The following is a 16,860-nucleotide window of genomic DNA, read 5'->3' as shown; positions in this document are numbered from 1 at the left end:
GTTAGGCCGGTTCGTTGTCTGCGGTCTCCACCTTCCTGCGTCCGCCGGGATGGACGATGGTTGCGACGGCGGTCAGTACGACCATCACCATACATAGTCCGATGCCGCTCCAGAGGGTGTACGGCATGCCCGCAAGGCGGGGTTCCGACTCCCCGGCCGGCAGAAATAGCGGCGTAAATGCCGTCAGCATGATGATGATGGCAAGCGCGCAGCAAATCGTCCACCCCGTATGCTTCTTCGTTTCTGCCATGCCTGCTTGAATATAGCGTTTCCGTTCAGAGTCTGGGGATAGTGAGTCCACCGTCGATCATGATGACCTGCCCGGTGGAATAGGGAAAGTCTCCGCGCACGAGGGCGGCTACGGCCCGCCCGACATCCTTTGGCGTTCCCCATCTCGGTTGCAGGGTCAGACCGTCCGCGATCAGCCGGTCGTACTTTTCGGTTACCGCACTGGTCATGTCCGTTTTGATGATTCCGGGGCGTAGCTCGTACACGGGTATGCCCTCCCCGGCCAGCCGGGCGGCGAAAAGCTGCGTCATCATCCCCATACCCGCCTTGGACGTACAGTACTGTCCGCGGTTGATACTGGCTACCGTGGCGGAGATGGAACCAACGTTGATCACGTAGGCCGAAAAGTGATCGTCCTCCCGGCGGTTTGCGACCATCCGGCGGGCGATGGCCTGGGTGAGAAAGAACGGCCCCTTTAGGTTGATTCCCATGACCCGGTCATAGCTATGTTCCGACATGTCGAGTAAATCCCCGCGCTCGCGGGGTGCCACGCCCGCGTTATTGACCAGCACGTTCAGGTGACCCAGTTTACCGTAAACTTCGTCTACGATACGCTCCCGTTCCTCGGTATCGCCGACGTTCCCCTGTACGTAGTGGACGTCGCGCTCGGAGGACTCCCTGAGCTCCGCCAGCAGATCGCCGATGTCGCGCTCCGCACGGACGCCGTTTAGCGCCACTTCGTACCCCTGGCCGATGAGCGACCGTACGATGCCCAGCCCGATGCCCCGGCTGCCCCCCGTCACGAAAGCGGTGTGGTGTGCGGCCATCGGTCAGACGTTTAGTTGGTTGACCGGCAGCATACAGCGCTCTTCCCAGCTCTTCAGCCCCAACTCCGCAAGTTGAACACCCTTCGCGCCCTCCAACAAACCGTAGGGGAAGGGAGTGTCCAGTACCACGTGTTTCAGGAATAGTTCCCATTGGGCCCGGAAGGCATTTGCGTAGGGCTCCTGCTCCGGCACGGTGGCCCAGTCTGCGTAAAAGTCGATGGGTTGGGGGATGTCCGGGTTCCAGACGGGCTTCGGGGTATTGCCATAATGCTGGATGCGGCACTCTCTTAGCCCGGCAACGGCGGATCCACGGGTACCGTCCACCTGAATAGTGAGTAAATCGTCGCGGCGCACGCGGGTCACCCAACTGGAATTAAATTGGGCCACTACGCCGCCGGCCAGCTCGAAGACGGCGTAGGCGGCATCGTCGGCGGTGGCGGAGTAGGTGTCTCCACGCTCGTCTACCCGCTTCGGGATATGGGTGGCGCCCAGGCAGAATACGCTCTTCACGTCCCCGAATAAATTGTCGAGCACGTAGCGCCAGTGGCAGAGCATATCCACCATGATACCGCCGTCGTCCTCCTTACGGTAATTCCAGCTCGGTCTTTGGGCGGGAATGCTGGTCCCTTCGAATACCCAGTAGCCGAAGTCCCCCCGCACGCTCAGGATGTCGCCAAAAAAGTCGGCCTCCATCAGCCGCTTCAGTTTGCGCAGTCCCGGCAACCAGAGTTTATCCTGCACTACCCCATGCTTCACGCCCGCCGCTTCCGCCAGGCGGTATAAATCGAGGGCTTTCTCCAGGCTCGTACCCGTGGGCTTCTCACAGTACACATGCTTGCCGGCAGCGATGGCTTTCTTGACCGCGGCGTACCGTCGCCCGGTGATTTGCGCGTCGAAGTAAATCTGGTAAAAGTCATCGGCTAGTGCTTCGTCCAGCTTAGTTGTCATTCGATCGATGCCTGTGCGCTCGCCGAGTGCACGCAGCTTTTCCAGATTGCGGCCCACCAGGATCGGTTCCGGGTAGACTGTTCCCCCGTCCGGCGTGGCGATGCCTCCCTGTTCCCGGATCGCGACGATGGAGCGCAACAGGTGCTGGTTCGTCCCCATTCGACCGGTTACCCCGTTCATGATGATGCCTACGGTATGACGTTGCTGATCGGTGTCGGGTAGAACGGCGAGTCCGATTGATTTTTCCAAGGTGCTAGATTTTGTCGTGGCTTTTAAATTCAGGATTTTTCGCGGTACGCGCTGATAATTTCTTCCAGATAGCAGTCCTGGTCCTTAGCCCAGTGCGTTTCGGAAAAGATCTCCACTTCGTGGTACCCGTCGAAGCCGGCCGCCTCGACCCAGGAGCGGATAAGCGGCAGGTCGATGCAGCCCTCCCCCATCAGCCCGCGGTCGAGCAACATATCCATAGTGGGTACTTTCCAGTCGCAGATATGAAAGGCGTACAGGTTATTTTGGGCGCCGCAGCGCAGGATTTGAGCCTTTAAGCGGTCGTCCCACCACAAATGGTAGACATCCACTGCCACGCCTACGGCATCATGATCTATGGTCTCGGCCAGGTCATTCGCCTGGTTGAGGGTATTGATGGCAGACCGGGTGTCGGCGTACATCGGGTGCAGCGGCTCGATGGCTAAGCGTACCCCGCTGGCGGTGGCGTGGGGAATTAGGCGTTCGATTCCCTCCCGAATCTGTTCGCGGCTTTCGGTCAATGACTGCGCCGGTTCCGCTCCGCAGACCAGCACCAGGAGCGGCGCGCCGATCTCTGCGGCCTCATCGATCATTTTCCGGTTGTCGGTCACGGCCTGTTCCCGGGCAGCCGGGCTGCTGTGCGGAAAGAATCCACCGCGTACGTAACTGACGACCTCAACCGGTGAGGCGTCAAGTAAGCGCCGCGTTTCGGGAAGGCCCGTGGCCTGGGCGGCATCCTGCCAGATACTTATGCCTCCGACCCCAGCTGCTGCGTAGCGCTCGAGGGCCGTGGCCAGCGGCCAGGGTTTGGTCGTGATACTGTGAATGCACAGCCGGGATAGATCGTGGGGCATGATCGGAGGCTTAGCGGACGCAGTCGTAAAAGTGATAGTCTTTACCATCCAGCAACCGACCCGCGTAGAGGACCGCTTCGCGGACGTGGTAATCGCCCCACATGCTGGATTCGCCGTAGGGAATTTTAGCCCCTCCGTGGACATAGTCCCAGCCATTCGGACGGTGGTAAATCGAATGGAGGATCAATCCCTGGTGATCCGGATCGGTACTCATGTACGGTTCGTCCAGCAAGGTATGGAGGACGGTCAGCCCCGCCTGAAAGTAGCGGTCCGCGTCCCTGGAAAAGCCGTTGCGTAAATACCGTCCCAGGCGCAACAGGCCCTGGCAGCCGATAGCCGCGGCTGAGCTATCGACCGGTTCAAATTCGTTGAAGGGGTCCGCGGGCCGTTCGGTGTAGTCGCCTAGGCGGTGCAACTGAGGGGCACCGGTATCCCAGTAAGGTATGCCGTCGCTGGCTGAGTTGGCGATGTAAAAATCGCAGGTGGCCCGGGCGGCCTTCAGGTAGATGGCCTCGATGGCGGCAAAACCGCCGTACGCGTCCAGGTCGGCGGCATCGAGCGTCCGAAGGTATTGTAGTTGCTCGGCGAACCCCAGCATCGCCCAAGCGAGTCCGCGCGTCCACGTCGTAAAGCCGGAGAATCCCTGTTGGGCATTCGGACAGCGGTAGTTGCCGTCGTTCACGTTGAAGATGCTTTCGTGGGCCGTTCGTCCCCACTCGTCGTAGCTGTCGCGACCTTCGCCGTAGTAAATCGCGTATTTGGCTGTTGCTTTACCGTGTTCGATCGCACGCTCCAACAGACTGGTGTTAAGATCGTTATCCCCCATCAGGGAATGACCCATTTCACGGCTGACGCACAGCGCGCGTACGGTGCGGATGGTATCCACAAACAAGGAATGCGGACCATTAAAGGAGTAGAGATACCCTCCCCCGCCGTTGATTGGTGACCACCGGCGAGCCTGCACGGAACCGCTGATCTTGAGGGCCATCTCGTAGAAATTCCGTTCCCAATCTTGTTCTGGAACCTTACCCTCCCGCATGAGCCGCAGGAGGTTACCGTAGGTACTGACGTTATTGAAGCCGTGATCGTGGACGCCGAAGTGGCTAACGTGGCTGGCCATCTTCTCCACCGTCCCCCGTCGGCCAATCTCCAGAAATTCATCATCTCCCGTCGCGTCGAATTGCAGGATCGCCGAGCCGTATTCGAAACCCTGCGTCCACTCGGTCCAGCCACGGGTGGTGTATTTACCGGCGGCGGTGTAGACCGGGGTGCCCTGTGCGTGGTCGTAGGTGTTGTTGATGGATTCGATCTTTTGACCCGACAATTGCCAGAACCGGTCCATTCGCTCTTTGAGGTCGCCCAAATGGACCCCTTCTTCAATGTGCATGTAATCGACTTCTGAGGCTAATATAATCGAAGCAGTCTTAACACCCGGTTGCCGGTAGGACTTTAGGGACACCATATAGAGTCCTTGGGGTCGGGTAACTATTGGCGTGGATCTTATATAAAGCCTAAAAGGTTATTTCATGCGACTTACCAGCAAGCAAAACACCGCCATTCTTCAGGACGTACTCCTTAACCGCATCGAAGGTCTGAATTGGAGCTACTACGACATCGACCTAAATGCATCCTTTGGTAGTGGCAGCGCCGACGATATGAAAGCCGATTTGGATACCGTCTATGCATTGCTCGATGATGTGGAATACGGCCCTTACGGCAAGTTCAAGTTAAAGGATTGCTATCGTGTATGCGATGATTACGGAGTTCAACGAAATGTTGATTAAGCTGGCCCGCTTTGACGGGTTGCCGAATGTGTATCACATCGATTGCCGCGGAGTGGCCCGATCCGAGGACGACTGGTACGATGAGCTTCATCTTACGTCCGAAGCGTATGGAACGGTTGCCGCGGCCTACACGAAATGTATTGACCACAACCTGCGCCGTGACGAGGCAGCCCGGAAGGGCGATGACAGGGTCTATAAAGCGGCAAATTTCTGGACTTGAGCTATATGTGCTACTAAAACAAAAAAGCCCCCCGGCCATAGGCTGGAGGGCTTGTGATCTTGCGATTTGGCAGGTACTTACTTCCCTTCGACTTCCTCGAACTCGACGTCCTGGACATCGTCGGCTCCACCTTTTCCGGTGTTGCCTGCTCCGGCACCAGCTCCTGCTCCGGGATCACCGGCACCCGCATTTGGGTTGGCTCCGGGCTCCTGCTGGCCCTGGTACATATCCTGGCTGGCGGCGTTCCAGGCAGCGGTCAGTGCTTCGGTTGCGGCATCGATCTTAGCGATATCCTCGGCTTTGTGGGCCTCGCGCAGATCGTTGAGGCTGGTTTCGATGGCGGTCTTCTTCTCGGCCGGGATCTTTTCACCGAATTCCTTCAGCTGCTTCTCGGTCTGGAAGACGAGTTGGTCGGCACCGTTCAACTTCTCGATGCGCTCGCGGGCTTCCTTGTCCGCCTCCTCATTGGCTGCGGCTTCGGCCTTCATGCGCTCGATGTCGTCCTTGCTTAGACCGGTACCAGCCTCGATCTTAATGGATTGCTCCTTACCCGTACCCTTATCCTTAGCGGTCACGCTGAGGATACCGTTAGCATCCATATCGAAGGTTACTTCGATCTGGGGGACGCCGCGGGGGGCGGGGGGAATGTCACCGAGGACAAAGCGTCCTATGGGGCGGTTGTCTTTGGCCATCTGGCGGGCACCCTGCAGAACGTGAATCTCCACGGAGGGCTGATTGTCACTGGCGGTGGAGTACACCTTGGACTTCTTAACGGGGATCGTGCTGTTCGACTCGATCACGGTGTCAAAGACACCACCCATGGTTTCGATGCCGAGGCTAAGCGGGGTAACGTCCAGCAGCAGTACATCCTGTACGTCGCCGCTCAGTACACCACCCTGGATAGCAGCACCGATGGCGACTACTTCGTCGGGGTTCACGCTCTTATTCGCCTTTTTACCGAAGAACTTCTCGACGGCATCCTGGATGGCGGGGATACGGGTCGAACCACCTACGAGGATGACTTCGTCGATGTCGCTGTTGCTGACACCGGCGTCGGTCATGGCTTTCTTACAGGGCTCCAGGGTACGCTGTACCAGCTGGTCGGCCAACTGCTCGAATTTAGAACGGCTGATTTTGACAACCAAGTGCTTGGGCACGCCGTCTACAGCGGTAATGTAGGGAAGATTGACTTCCGTTTCCATGGAGCTCGACAGCTCGATCTTCGCTTTCTCGGCGGCTTCCTTCAGGCGCTGGAGAGCCATGGGATCCTTCTTCAGGTCCATGTTTTCCTGCTTCTTGAATTCGTCGGCCAGAAAATCGATGAGTACGCGGTCGAAGTCGTCACCACCCAGGTGAGTGTCACCGTTGGTGGACTTCACCTCGAATACGCCTTCACCGAGGTCCAGGATCGAGATATCGAACGTACCACCACCGAGGTCATATACCGCGATGGTCATATCCTTACTCCGCTTGTCCAGACCGTAAGCCAATGCGGCGGCCGTCGGCTCATTGATGATGCGGCGGACGTTGAGTCCGGCGACTTCACCGGCCTCCTTGGTGGCCTGACGCTGGGAGTCGTTGAAGTAGGCCGGCACCGTAACGACGGCTTCGGTTACTTCGCTACCGAGGAAATCCTCGGCGATCTTTTTCATTTTCTGGAGGACCATGGCGCTGATCTCCTGGGGCGTATACTTACGTCCGTCAATCTCGACCTGCGCGAGGCCGTTATCACCCTTTACTACTTTATAGGCGCTGCGGTCGACTTCGCTTTGTACTTCGTCGAAGCGCTGTCCCATGTACCGCTTAATGGATGCGACCGTCCGCGTGGGGTTGGTAATGGCCTGCCGCTTGGCGGGCTCCCCGATCTTGCGTTCACCGGCATCCAGGAACGCCACGATCGAAGGCGTGGTGTTACGTCCCTCGTCGTTATAGATCACGGTGGGCTCGTTGCCCTCCATTACTGCCACGCATGAGTTAGTCGTACCTAAATCAATTCCGATAATCTTGCTCATACGATTGTTTTTATAAATTTTGCTTGACAAAAACTGTCGCCCCCTTAAGTGCAATGACCGTGCCATTGTCTAGCGTTCCTGATTTCTGCCGCATTTGCGGGCTGAAGCGCGGGCACAACAATAATTGTCAGAATGCCATGTCGAACGATTGACAATTTGTCAGAAAATAGTCAGTGGTGCCTATTGGCCGGCGTCGTACATTCGATATCCCATACTCGCTATATCCGCCTATGCCCCACATTCTTGTGCTGTTTGTCTCCGCTTGCTTCCTCGCCGGCGGCGTACTTTCTGCGCAGCCCTCACTCGAATGGGCGGTATCGATCCGAGACCGTCACAACGGCTCAGGGCACAGTATTCCCTTTCTGGAGTACCCTCGCCTGGCCGTCGGCAGCCTGGGCGAAGTCTACTTTACCGGATTATCCGCGAGCGGAAACCAAAAGGACCTCATACTCGGCGAAGAAGATCTATCCTCCACCGGAGAGGACGGAACGAACTTTTTCGTCGGGCAAATCGATCCGGCCGGTCGACCTGGGTGGATAAAGCGCTTCTCCGGCTTACGCTATACCCTGGGAAATACCGACACTTCCGTACCCCACGTTCTGGCGCGGCCGTCCGGGGGTAGCCTGCTCGTCGGGACGGTCACCGAAGCGATCGTATACGGCTTGGATACCCTGGCGTCTACGCGGAATGATCAGGTGATGTTGTTCATCGGTGAGCTTAGCGCGTCCGGTGAGATGACCAGCCACCGGTTACTCGATTGGGGCCAGCAGGATTTAGATGCCGTAGCCTATACCGCGGACGGCGACCTGCTGCTTACCGGACGGTTTCAAAACTTCCAAGCACCGCTGGGAGATTCTTTGCTCACGGCTGCCTCATCCCCCGCCTATTTCGTGGCCAGGCTCGCTCCGGAAGGCGACGTACGCTGGACCAAGACGATAAGTGCGACCGAGCAATGGGGTACGGTAGGAAACGCCTATGGCCTGCTCGAAATACGGTCCGGAGAAATTGCGGTCACGCTCGGGCCTGCCGGGCGGCAGTTCGTCATCAACGGTTGTGGTGATCATTGGAAACCCCTGCATTTGGCTTTGCTGTCCGGCGCGAGCGGTGAGCTCCGTTACCTGCGGGAAGTGGCCCAGACAAGATTCGGATACCTCAGCGACCTCGCCGAAGCACCAAACGGCGATCTTTACCTCGCCGGCAGTCAGGGAGGCGGGATACGATCGGCAAACGGGGAAAATAGTGCCGCAGCCGACTTGCAAGACTGCAACGTCGTTGGCGGTTTCATCCTAAAGGTAGATCCGGTAACCGGGGCGGTACAGGACCTGGCCGCCCGGCACGATTATCTACGCGGCACCCGCGTTGTCTTTCTGGCCGACGAAAGTTACGTCGTCAGCGGAGTAGGCAAAGCCGCCACTTGGCATGGTTTGGAGGGAACGGCGTTCGGTGCGATTGTTTCCCACTATGACCGGCAGGACAATCTGCTTTCTTCGGAACAGATCACCGATTACGACGCTTACCGGGGAACCTGGGTCACGATGATCACCACCGGTACGGACGAATTTTATCTGAGTACGCTGTACGGAGGCGCTATTCTGGGGCAAAGGCAGATTTCCGAAGTAGGAGTAGATCAATTGCTAGTTGTAAGCAAGCTTCGCTACGAACCGGAAGCGGTTGCTTCAGCCGCCCCTACTTTGCATGTTTTCCCTAATCCCGTAACGGACATTCTAAATGTATCCTCACCAGGTCTGCCCGGGGAAGAGAATACCTTATTCCTATACGATGCCGTCGGACGGGAAGTCGGTTTCCATCGCATAACCGCCGGTCGGAAGCAGCACAGTATGGACGTGAGCCGTCTTCCGGGCGGCACGTATATGCTGCGCTTAGCATCCGATGGAGAGGTAAGATCGACCAGCGTCATCAAACAATGATGACTGCCTGCCTGCGTAGAAAGGCTTTCACAATCTCCCGGGCCGGTAGTAATTAAAAGACCGCTGCGCCGACGAAGGATTTCGTCGGCGCAGCGGTCTTTAACGATGGGGTTACATGTGTTCCCTTACTGCAGCATAAACCGTAGCGTCTGTACCAGTTGACCGTCGTCGTTACGCAGGGTGACGAAGTACTGTCCGGCAGAGAGATCAGCGGTTTCGATGGGGTATACCGTCCGGTCGCCATTGACGGAGACATCTATCTCCCGACGCAGTTGGCCGATCTGGTTAAAGATCATCAGCCGGCCGTTGAACAGCTCATCGGTATTGAGCTCGTAGGTCAACTGCTGGCCTGCCCCGATCGGGTTGGGATACAGGCGACCGGTGAATCCTGCGGGGATGAAATTCCGTACGCCTACCAATTCACCACGTACCAAACGTACCGTGCTGGCTTCCCCGGGCCGGTAGTTGCTGCCGTCGCTGGCGAGGACGCGATGGTACACCGTAGCGGAATCGGCCATGGCCACTCCGGCACTGTCGAGAAGAACGTCCACGGTACCAATGTCGGTCACGAAGAAGGTATCCTGTCCGGTGTTAGCCGCGAAGATCACGTCGTCAAAATTTTCGTCGGTAGCAAGCTGCCAGATGTACACTACCATGTCCCCACTCGGATCGGTAGCTGGCGTGTAGGTTACCCGAAATTCCTGGCTGCTGTTGCCCTCCAGAGTCAGCGTGTCCCCGGATTCGGGAGAAAGAATCGAACTCATTGCGGGGGGAAGATTCAATTCTCCCAGCATCTGTCCGCGGGCTTCTCCACTGGGAACCATCGTCGTGTGGATGTTGGCATACATCATCCCCATTCGCAGGGTATCGACCTGCTCGGGGGTGAGTGCGAAGGTGTTAGCATCTACCGTAAAGGTGGCTGACTTTAGATCCTCGGAAGGATCGGCATTCAAAGGAATTCTCACCGGACCGTTCGTACCGGCTACGCCGACGTGGAGGTGAGCTCCACCGCCGATGGAAGCGTCGAAGTCGCCCTCGAGCATGGTCACGCTACCGGACACCATCAGTGTGGTATCGATGAGCTCCGCCTTCAACCCACCTCTCGCGGTCGACATCACATACGACGGTTCATTCATACCCGAAAATGTGGTGTGGAAGTAGGATCCGGCCAGGGGCAACATCTGTCCGCGGATGGCGCCACCCCGATTGGCCGCGGTGTGAACATTGGCGTAGATCATTCGCGAGCGAAGGGTATCCAGCATACCGCTACTGATCTGGATGTGGTTGCTGTCCGCAAGCACTTCCCCACTGCGGTTACCGGTATTTATCTCGGTGTTGATGGGGGCTATGATTGACCCGTTTGATCCGGCGATGGCCCGGTGCAGGTGCATGCCACCGGCAACGTCGGCCGCGAAATCGCTATCCAGGTCCTTAAAGGAACCGATCAGGGTAAGCGTGGAATCCACTACTTCGCCGGCAACCATACCGGTTGCATCCGTTACGACACCGTCGGGCTGACTGGCACCGGAAAGGGGCGCCAGAAAGTAGGATTCCGCTTCGGCAAGCACGCTGCCGCGAATCTCCCCACCGGGATAGTCGATCGAGTGAATATTCGCGTAGAAGAAACGATTCGTGAGCGTATCCGCTCCACCCTCGCCTAACATAAAGCGATTGCTGGAGGGCAGATATATCCCCGCCGTATCGGCATCCATCTGGTTGGCCGCGAGTGGGTAAACAACCGGTCCGCTCTGTCCGGGGTAGCCGGCGTGCAGGTGGGAGCCACCGGCAATGGCGGTGTTTAGATCACTCATCAGGCCCTGGAAGCTGCCGGAAGCCGTGATGTAGTCGCCCATCCATTCCACTTTAACCATTCCGCGTCCGGTTGAAATAACGGACGGGATTTGCTGGTTCCCGTTCAGGAAAGCGGTAAAAACCGCCTGACTCTCCGGCAGCATCTGCCCGCGAATTTCGCCGGCGGGGTGCATCATGGAGTGGATATTCGCGTAGATACCCCGCGCAACCAGTTGTTCGATCTGGTCTGCATTGGGCTTATATACGTTATCGGAAAGATTAAAAGTCGCGGATAGCGAGTCTGCGCTGAGATTCAGCGACAGGGGGATAATTACCGGACCGTTCTGCCCCGCCCAACCCGTGTGCAGGTGAGCACCGCCGGCTATGGACGTGGCTACCGGGCTTTCCAGGTCGGAGAAGGAACCGATAACCTGAAGGCTGTCACCAACAAAGTGACCTAATACCTGTCCGGATGCTCCGGTCGTAACGACGGGCCAGTCGTTGGCCCCGGAAAGATGAGCGCGGAAAAGAATGGTGGCGGGCGGTAGGACCTGTCCCCGAATCTCCCCGCTCGGGTACACATCACTGTGTATGTTGGCATAGTAGCCTCCCGACATCAGGGCATCCATTTGGGAATCGTCGAGCGTAAAGGTGTTTACTTCACTATTAAAGGTGCCGCCGGTGCTGTCGTTGTCTTCGTTCAGGGTGGCAACTAGTGGAATATCTACTGCCCCATTCTGACCCGGTAGACCGAGATGCAGGTGAGCCCCACCTCCTACGCGTGTCGCGATGCTGTCTTGGAGGTCCGCAAAGGATCCCGTAACCGTCAGTTGATTACCATCGAGAGCCAACAGCAGAGCGCCGTGCGCGGGTGAAATGATGGATGGGACCTGATTGCTACCAAACAGGTTGACGTAGAAGTAAGCGTCGTAAGCATCTTCCACGATGTTCCCCCTGATCTCTCCGCCGGGATAAGCTTCGGTATGAATATTGACATAGGCGTGCCCGGGTTGGAGGCCGTCATAATCCGTGCGCGCAACCGTAAAGGAATTCTCCTCCGGTTCGAAAGTACCGGAGAGGCCATCTTGACTGAGGCTGGGAGTTAGTTCAATTTCGATATCGCCATTTCGGCCGGGATAGGCGATGTGGATGTGCGCCCCGCCTCGAACGTCCGTGTCAACGGGTGAAGTAAGATCCTGAAAGGAACCGGTAACTACCAGGGTGCCCTGGTCTTCCTCTCCGTCGAAGGTCCAGTCAAGCTGTACCGTTCCGTTGCCGGTTGTCACAACCGGTAAGACTTCCTGTTGGCCGCTTAGAAAAGCCCGGCCATCACGTACCTGCTGGGCAGCCAGCGGGAGGGTGAACAAAAAGATTAGGAGGAAAAGGGAAAGAGTAAAGGTGTATCGTTTCATCTATAAAAGGTTTAAGCATGATCAAAGCCACCGCAGGCAATCACCTTCCGGCGGGCAGTTCCTTATAACAACCATAGGACGGTGCATTTGTGCACTACCCAGTTGATAATCAATTAAATAAATATATAATTACCGGACATTCAACATCAGGCGAACGCTTGGCATTCAGGGCCGCTATTTGAATCATCAGCAAGGACGGCCAAGCCTTAGTACTTCTTCTTGGAGATCTTATTAAAGGTAATCTGCCGCTGAGCGTCGGACTTGAACCGACCAACTGCATCGCGGCGCAGCGCTTCGTGCTTCGTTTTCCTGCCCTGTACCCGCTTGCGCCATCTCCGAAAGCTGCCGGGCTTGAGTTCCCGCCTCATCAATTCGATGACCTCCGCCTCCGAAAGACCAAACTGGTACTCGATCGCCCCGAAGGGGGTGCGATCCTCCCAGGCCATTTCGATAATCCGGTCCGTGTCGCGCAAACTAAGTTCGTGGGGCATACCCGTGTAATGGCATCCCCTGAAGTTGGTTGCGGCCCTGTCGTACTAATTTTCTCGCGAAGGCGGATTTAGCCCTTTTAAGGCACGGCTCGCCGGTGTTCCGCTAGGTGATCAAGGTAAAGGATTCCGTTGAGATGATCGACTTCGTGCTGAAAGATCACGGCGGTAAAGTCGGATACCGTTTCCCGGGCGTGGCTGCCGTCCATCCGGTCATATTCCAAAACGATGGTTTGGGATCGCTCGCAGTCGGCGTTGCGGTTGGGTATGGAAAGACAGCCCTCTCGGTTGATTTGCTTCTCCGCGGAGTATTCTACGATCTCGGGATTGAGATACACTTCGAAGGGCATATCCTCTTCGACCTTGTCCAGCCGTTGGACCCAGATGATGTTCTTCAGAATACCCACCTGCGGCGCCGCGATGCCTAGCCCGAGTGACTGGCTGTCCCGCACCGTCGCAAAAAGCCGGTCGACGAAGAGCTCCAGTAGCGGATCGTCCTTGTCGACCCGTATCGGCAGGCTGGGCGTTCGCAACAGGGTGGAGTCCGACTCACTCGTGATCTTGAATACTCGCATGGGGGTTTGGGCGTCTCCGTTGCGGATCATCACCTGTTGCTCCTCGGTAAAACCCGCCGGGCTGACGGTCGCGCAGCCGGTGAGGAAGAGTAAGCTTACCGCCAGGAAGAAGAAGGTACATTTTGTTACCATAACCGGGTTCAGTTGATTCCGAAGATAAGTGCGCGTGAAGCACAAAAGGGTAGTTGATCCGACCTGTCTTGAAGTTGCAGATCGGTCATCGGTACGCACTACGTATTTTGGGACATGGCTCGTGTACGTTGCGTCTTGATCTTACTATTCGGTTGTTCAATGGGCATGCTTTTGGCTCAATCGCCATCGACATCGACGTCGACCATATCCGATTTTCCCGCCGCAACCTGGACCGCTAACCGCCTCATCGATTCAACTTTCGCGGTCCGGGACCCCGATTCGGGGGGCACGGTCATCCGCATTAGCTCCCCCTTTACCGGTTACGGCAGCGGTGGAGTATACCGGGAACTCCCCGTAAATGCGGAAGAAACGGGAGTTTATGAAATCAACGCGCGGATTCGCACCGAAGAGGTACGCGGCCAGGGTGCTTTCCTTTACGCCTATGGGAAGTCGGATAGCAATCTATCGATCAACTACGTCGCCAGTCCTGGCTTGACCGGACAGACGGATTGGCAGGAAGTCTCCATCCGATTTCTCGCTTCCGCGGGCATGGATTCGGTTCGCATCGGTTGCTTCCTTATCGGAGAGGGGACAGCCAACTTTGGTGAAGTGTCTATAGATTTGATTCCGCCCCAACTTGCTCCGCCGGACACCATCCGAACTTACCTGGACACTTTTTTTGACATTGTCTCGGAAAACGCGCTGGGAAAGGAAGATATAGATTGGGCTATATTGTACGAACGCGTGGTCGGCTTCACCGTAAATGCTCGGCTTACGGCCGACATCTATCCCATCCTGCAATGGGCCCTTCGGGAGATTAATCCGCATTCTTTCCTACTGGACCCCGCTACGGCCAGCCGTTGGTCATCGGGCGACCCGGCTCAGGAATCGGATATCCGGCCCGATACCTCCATCGTAGTCAGTGAAGGGCATTGGATTGATGAGGACGTTGCCTACCTGACCGTCCCCTTCATAAATAGCGGCCACGAACCTACGCTCGGGTATTACGCTTCCGCACTCCAATCGGTTATTCGTCAACTCGATCGACCCGGCCTCAAGGGGTGGGTAGTAGATCTCCGCGAGAACACCGGGGGCAACTGCTGGCCCATGCTGGCCGGCGTCGGTCCGCTGTTGGGAGAAGGCATCTGTGGATATTTTATTAAGCCGGGTGACGACCTGGCGGAGCCTTGGTCGTACCGCGCGGGAACCAGCTACCTGGATTCCGTAGCCCGAGTCAGCGTCGAAGACGAAGTCAAGCCAGTGGACACGCCAAAAATCGCCGTACTCACCGGTCCGAATACCACCAGTTCGGGCGAGGTAGTGACGGTAGCCTTTCGCGGGCTGGCCAATTGCCGCAGCTTTGGCCAACCCACCGGAGGTTATTCAACTAGCAACGGCCAGTTTCACCTGCCGGACGGAGCCATCATCAACCTTACGGTATCCGTATACGCCGACCGCGACAAACATCTATATGGCCGGGCGATACCACCCGACGTGGTCAGCGACCGGCCGTTGAAAAATGCCTTAGAGTGGCTGCGCGAATAAAGCCTAATCCGCTGCGTTTAGGGCTAGGATATAAGCGCCGTAAGGCCCCAGGTTGATCACGATCCGATTATCGTGGCCATCCTGTCCGACGGTCTCGGTCGAGATATCCTCGTAGGTGGGCGCATCGACATTGTGGTCGCTGTAGCCGGACCAATCGCTGTTGAAGACCAGTTTGAAGCGGCTGGGTGCGTCGACGCCGATGGCGTAACCGTCAAAGGTGGTGTTGCTGAAGTTGAGCACGACCAGCACGCCGTCGAGGGCAGGATCGTCGTACCAACGCAAGTATGCGAGCACCTTATCCTGGTCGTCAGCCATAAGTACCTGGGTGTGTTGCCCCTGTAGACCGCGCGTGTTCCCTTCCAGGTTACGGCGCTTATGGATGAGGTCGCGGTACATATCGCGCATGCCCCCGAATTTCTTGAGTCGGGTCCAGTCCAGCGGATCCTGATCGCTGAACCATTTATCCTCGAGCAAGGCCTGTCCCTGGAAAAGCATCGGGACGCCGGGTGCGGTCAGGGTCATTGCTGCACCCAGAGCGGCCCGCTTTACGCTGTAGTAGTTGTTCACTTTTTCGTCCTCACCGGCGATCTCCTCGACTACACGGGCCCGGCCGTTGGAGACCTCATCGTGACTCTCGGTGTAGACTGTCCGGCTGAAAGCGTCTCCGGAGTACCGGCGAAGGAGGGCGTGCTGCAGGGATTCCATGCTGCGATGGCTGTCCTCCCCGGTAATGATGGCTTCCCGAACGGGGTGGACGAAATCACCGTCCCACTGCGTACCGAAGCCGCATCCGCCGTCTTCCGGCGCGTCGGTAACGAAAGCGTTGCCGTGCAGGTCTTCGGCGACCGTAATTTTCTGGGGGTATTTCTCGCGGATGGAAGAGTTGATCCAACGCAGCAGGCTGTAGCCTTCCTCCAGCCGGTCGTCGTCGCCCTCTCCCCCGCTCACGTGGCGCATGTAGGGAATCATATCCATCCGAAGTCCGTCACAGCGGAACTCCTCCAACCACATCATGGCGTTGTCGTGGAGGTAATTGCGGACTTCTTCGCGGCCGTAGTCCGGACGCGTATCGCCCCAGGGGGTGCTGCTGCGCCAGTCGTTGTAGAAGTAGATACCGCCTTTATCGTTTTCGCTCCAGCCATCGATCTGCCAGAGGGCTAGGTCGCTGGGGCCGAAGTGATTGTAAACAACGTCAAGTACGATGGCGATGCCCTGCTCGTGTGCGGCCTTCACCAGCCGTTTCAGGCCATCGGGACCGCCGTAGGCTTCCTCTACCGCGAAAGGATGGGCGGGGTTATAGCCCCAGCTGAAGTCGCCGGCAAACTCGCAGACCGGCATGACGTGGATGCAGTTTATGCCCAGGTCTACTAAAAAGTCAAGTCGCTCGATGACCGAGTCGAACGTGCCGGGCCGTCCCTCTTCCTTCACGTTGAAGGTGCCGACGTGCAGTTCATAGATCACCAGCTCGTTCCAGCCGGGCATGGTGAACTCATCATCCTCCCAGTCAAAGTCATTCGCGTAGACGATAGAGTTTCCTACCGAGTTAGTGACGCGGCGGGCGCGGGGGTCGGTCCGCTGGCGGGTTTCTCCGTCCGCACCGACGATGACGAACTGATATTCGCTGCCGGGCTTAACGCCGGAAACGAGACCGGACCACTCTCCGGAGCCATCATCGGCGAGCTCCAGGGGGGTGCCCTTCTTTTTCCATTTGTTGAAATCGCCGGTGACGGCGACGGATTTAGCGTGGGGTGCCCAGATGCTGAAGTGGACGGCATCGTCCAGAATGGTGGCACCCAGGGGTGCCTTTGCTGTTGCTATCATTAAGGTATATAACCGCTGCTGAGAAGCACGTGTTCCGGATTGATAAGGG

14 protein-coding genes are annotated in these 16,860 nt (G+C 57.3%); 4 read left to right on the top strand and 10 right to left on the bottom strand.

Going from position 1 to position 16,860, the window contains the following annotated elements; all coding sequences use genetic code 11:
- Position 1: 1 nt before the first annotated feature.
- The 5 genes from DRW39_RS01955 to DRW39_RS01935 form a co-directional block, all read right to left on the bottom strand.
- Positions 2-250, bottom strand: a complete 249-nt coding sequence (locus tag DRW39_RS01955; protein ID WP_116105298.1) for a hypothetical protein — start codon at positions 248-250, stop codon at positions 2-4.
- A 25-nt stretch (positions 251-275) separates the two neighbouring features.
- Positions 276-1,055, bottom strand: a complete 780-nt coding sequence (locus tag DRW39_RS01950; RefSeq protein WP_116105297.1) for a 3-ketoacyl-ACP reductase — start codon at positions 1,053-1,055, stop codon at positions 276-278.
- 3 nt (positions 1,056-1,058) lie between these two features.
- Positions 1,059-2,183 carry a Gfo/Idh/MocA family protein gene (locus DRW39_RS01945; RefSeq protein ID WP_116105806.1) on the bottom strand — a complete coding sequence of 375 codons (1,125 nt, stop codon included), beginning with the start codon at positions 2,181-2,183 and terminating at the stop codon, positions 1,059-1,061.
- A 98-nt stretch (positions 2,184-2,281) separates the two neighbouring features.
- A complete protein-coding gene (locus DRW39_RS01940; protein ID WP_116105296.1) occupies positions 2,282-3,103 on the bottom strand; it encodes a sugar phosphate isomerase/epimerase family protein in 822 nt (273 codons plus the stop codon).
- A 10-nt stretch (positions 3,104-3,113) separates the two neighbouring features.
- Complete coding sequence (locus tag DRW39_RS01935) at positions 3,114-4,490, bottom strand: glycosyl hydrolase (protein WP_116105295.1); 1,377 nt, start codon at positions 4,488-4,490, stop codon at positions 3,114-3,116.
- 139 nt (positions 4,491-4,629) lie between these two features.
- On the opposite strand from DRW39_RS01935, the gene DRW39_RS01930 reads away from it, so the two are divergent.
- Together DRW39_RS01930 and DRW39_RS01925 are read left to right on the top strand one after the other, a co-directional pair.
- Positions 4,630-4,887: a hypothetical protein gene (locus DRW39_RS01930; protein WP_116105294.1), complete on the top strand. Its 258-nt coding sequence runs from the start codon at positions 4,630-4,632 to the stop codon at positions 4,885-4,887.
- Positions 4,856-5,107, top strand: coding sequence for a hypothetical protein (locus DRW39_RS01925; protein ID WP_157975863.1), 252 nt, complete (start codon positions 4,856-4,858; stop codon positions 5,105-5,107). Before DRW39_RS01930 ends, DRW39_RS01925 begins: the two co-directional genes overlap by 32 nt.
- Before the next feature lie 77 nt (positions 5,108-5,184).
- On the opposite strand, the gene dnaK is transcribed toward DRW39_RS01925, so the two are convergent.
- Positions 5,185-7,119, bottom strand: coding sequence for a molecular chaperone DnaK (gene dnaK, locus DRW39_RS01920; protein ID WP_116105292.1), 1,935 nt, complete (start codon positions 7,117-7,119; stop codon positions 5,185-5,187).
- A gap of 230 nt (positions 7,120-7,349) precedes the next feature.
- Between dnaK and DRW39_RS01915 the strand changes: the two genes are divergently transcribed.
- Positions 7,350-9,047 carry a T9SS type A sorting domain-containing protein gene (locus tag DRW39_RS01915; RefSeq protein WP_116105291.1) on the top strand — a complete coding sequence of 566 codons (1,698 nt, stop codon included), beginning with the start codon at positions 7,350-7,352 and terminating at the stop codon, positions 9,045-9,047.
- Between the two features lie 125 nt (positions 9,048-9,172).
- Here the strand turns inward: DRW39_RS01915 and DRW39_RS01910 are convergent, their stop codons facing one another.
- The 3 genes from DRW39_RS01910 to def form a co-directional block, all read right to left on the bottom strand.
- Entirely contained in the window at positions 9,173-12,250 is a 3,078-nt protein-coding gene (locus DRW39_RS01910) for a CHRD domain-containing protein (protein WP_116105290.1), read from the bottom strand.
- Positions 12,251-12,456: 206 nt separating this feature from the next.
- Positions 12,457-12,741, bottom strand: a complete 285-nt coding sequence (locus DRW39_RS01905) for a TIGR03643 family protein (RefSeq protein WP_116105289.1) — start codon at positions 12,739-12,741, stop codon at positions 12,457-12,459.
- Positions 12,742-12,818: 77 nt separating this feature from the next.
- Positions 12,819-13,445: a peptide deformylase gene (gene def, locus DRW39_RS01900; protein ID WP_116105288.1), complete on the bottom strand. Its 627-nt coding sequence runs from the start codon at positions 13,443-13,445 to the stop codon at positions 12,819-12,821.
- A 165-nt stretch (positions 13,446-13,610) separates the two neighbouring features.
- Here def and DRW39_RS01895 point away from each other — a divergent pair, with 165 nt between their 5' ends.
- Positions 13,611-14,990 (top strand): S41 family peptidase, encoded by a 1,380-nt coding sequence (locus DRW39_RS01895; RefSeq protein WP_157975862.1) that lies wholly within the window; start codon positions 13,611-13,613, stop codon positions 14,988-14,990.
- Between the two features lie 3 nt (positions 14,991-14,993).
- Here the strand turns inward: DRW39_RS01895 and DRW39_RS01890 are convergent, their stop codons facing one another.
- The gene (locus DRW39_RS01890) at positions 14,994-16,811 is read right to left on the bottom strand and encodes an alpha-amylase family glycosyl hydrolase (protein WP_116105286.1); all 1,818 of its coding nucleotides are present in this window, start codon (positions 16,809-16,811) and stop codon (positions 14,994-14,996) included.
- Positions 16,812-16,860 lie beyond the last annotated feature (49 nt).

It is taken from the genome of Lewinella sp. IMCC34191 (assembly GCF_003390935.1).
In the GTDB taxonomy this organism is placed as follows: Bacteria; Bacteroidota; Bacteroidia; order Chitinophagales; family Saprospiraceae; genus Neolewinella.
The sequence above is the reverse complement of the archived record's forward strand: the minus strand, read 5'-3'. Positions and strand labels throughout refer to the sequence as shown.

Bases quoted from the DNA above. Each gene is read 5' to 3' on its own strand.
- DRW39_RS01895 (WP_157975862.1), top strand. From the start codon at position 13,611: ATGCTTTTGGCTCAATCGCCATCGACATCGACGTCGACCATATCCGAT.
- dnaK (WP_116105292.1), bottom strand. From the start codon at position 7,119: ATGAGCAAGATTATCGGAATTGATTTAGGTACGACTAACTCATGCGTG.
- DRW39_RS01940 (WP_116105296.1), bottom strand. From the start codon at position 3,103: ATGCCCCACGATCTATCCCGGCTGTGCATTCACAGTATCACGACCAAA.
- DRW39_RS01910 (WP_116105290.1), bottom strand. From the start codon at position 12,250: ATGAAACGATACACCTTTACTCTTTCCCTTTTCCTCCTAATCTTTTTG.
- DRW39_RS01945 (WP_116105806.1), bottom strand. From the start codon at position 2,183: ATGAACGGGGTAACCGGTCGAATGGGGACGAACCAGCACCTGTTGCGC.
- DRW39_RS01950 (WP_116105297.1), bottom strand. From the start codon at position 1,055: ATGGCCGCACACCACACCGCTTTCGTGACGGGGGGCAGCCGGGGCATC.
- DRW39_RS01955 (WP_116105298.1), bottom strand. From the start codon at position 250: ATGGCAGAAACGAAGAAGCATACGGGGTGGACGATTTGCTGCGCGCTT.
- DRW39_RS01890 (WP_116105286.1), bottom strand. From the start codon at position 16,811: ATGATAGCAACAGCAAAGGCACCCCTGGGTGCCACCATTCTGGACGAT.
- DRW39_RS01925 (WP_157975863.1), top strand. From the start codon at position 4,856: ATGATTACGGAGTTCAACGAAATGTTGATTAAGCTGGCCCGCTTTGAC.
- DRW39_RS01915 (WP_116105291.1), top strand. From the start codon at position 7,350: ATGCCCCACATTCTTGTGCTGTTTGTCTCCGCTTGCTTCCTCGCCGGC.
- DRW39_RS01930 (WP_116105294.1), top strand. From the start codon at position 4,630: ATGCGACTTACCAGCAAGCAAAACACCGCCATTCTTCAGGACGTACTC.
- def (WP_116105288.1), bottom strand. From the start codon at position 13,445: ATGGTAACAAAATGTACCTTCTTCTTCCTGGCGGTAAGCTTACTCTTC.
- DRW39_RS01935 (WP_116105295.1), bottom strand. From the start codon at position 4,490: ATGCACATTGAAGAAGGGGTCCATTTGGGCGACCTCAAAGAGCGAATG.
- DRW39_RS01905 (WP_116105289.1), bottom strand. From the start codon at position 12,741: ATGCCCCACGAACTTAGTTTGCGCGACACGGACCGGATTATCGAAATG.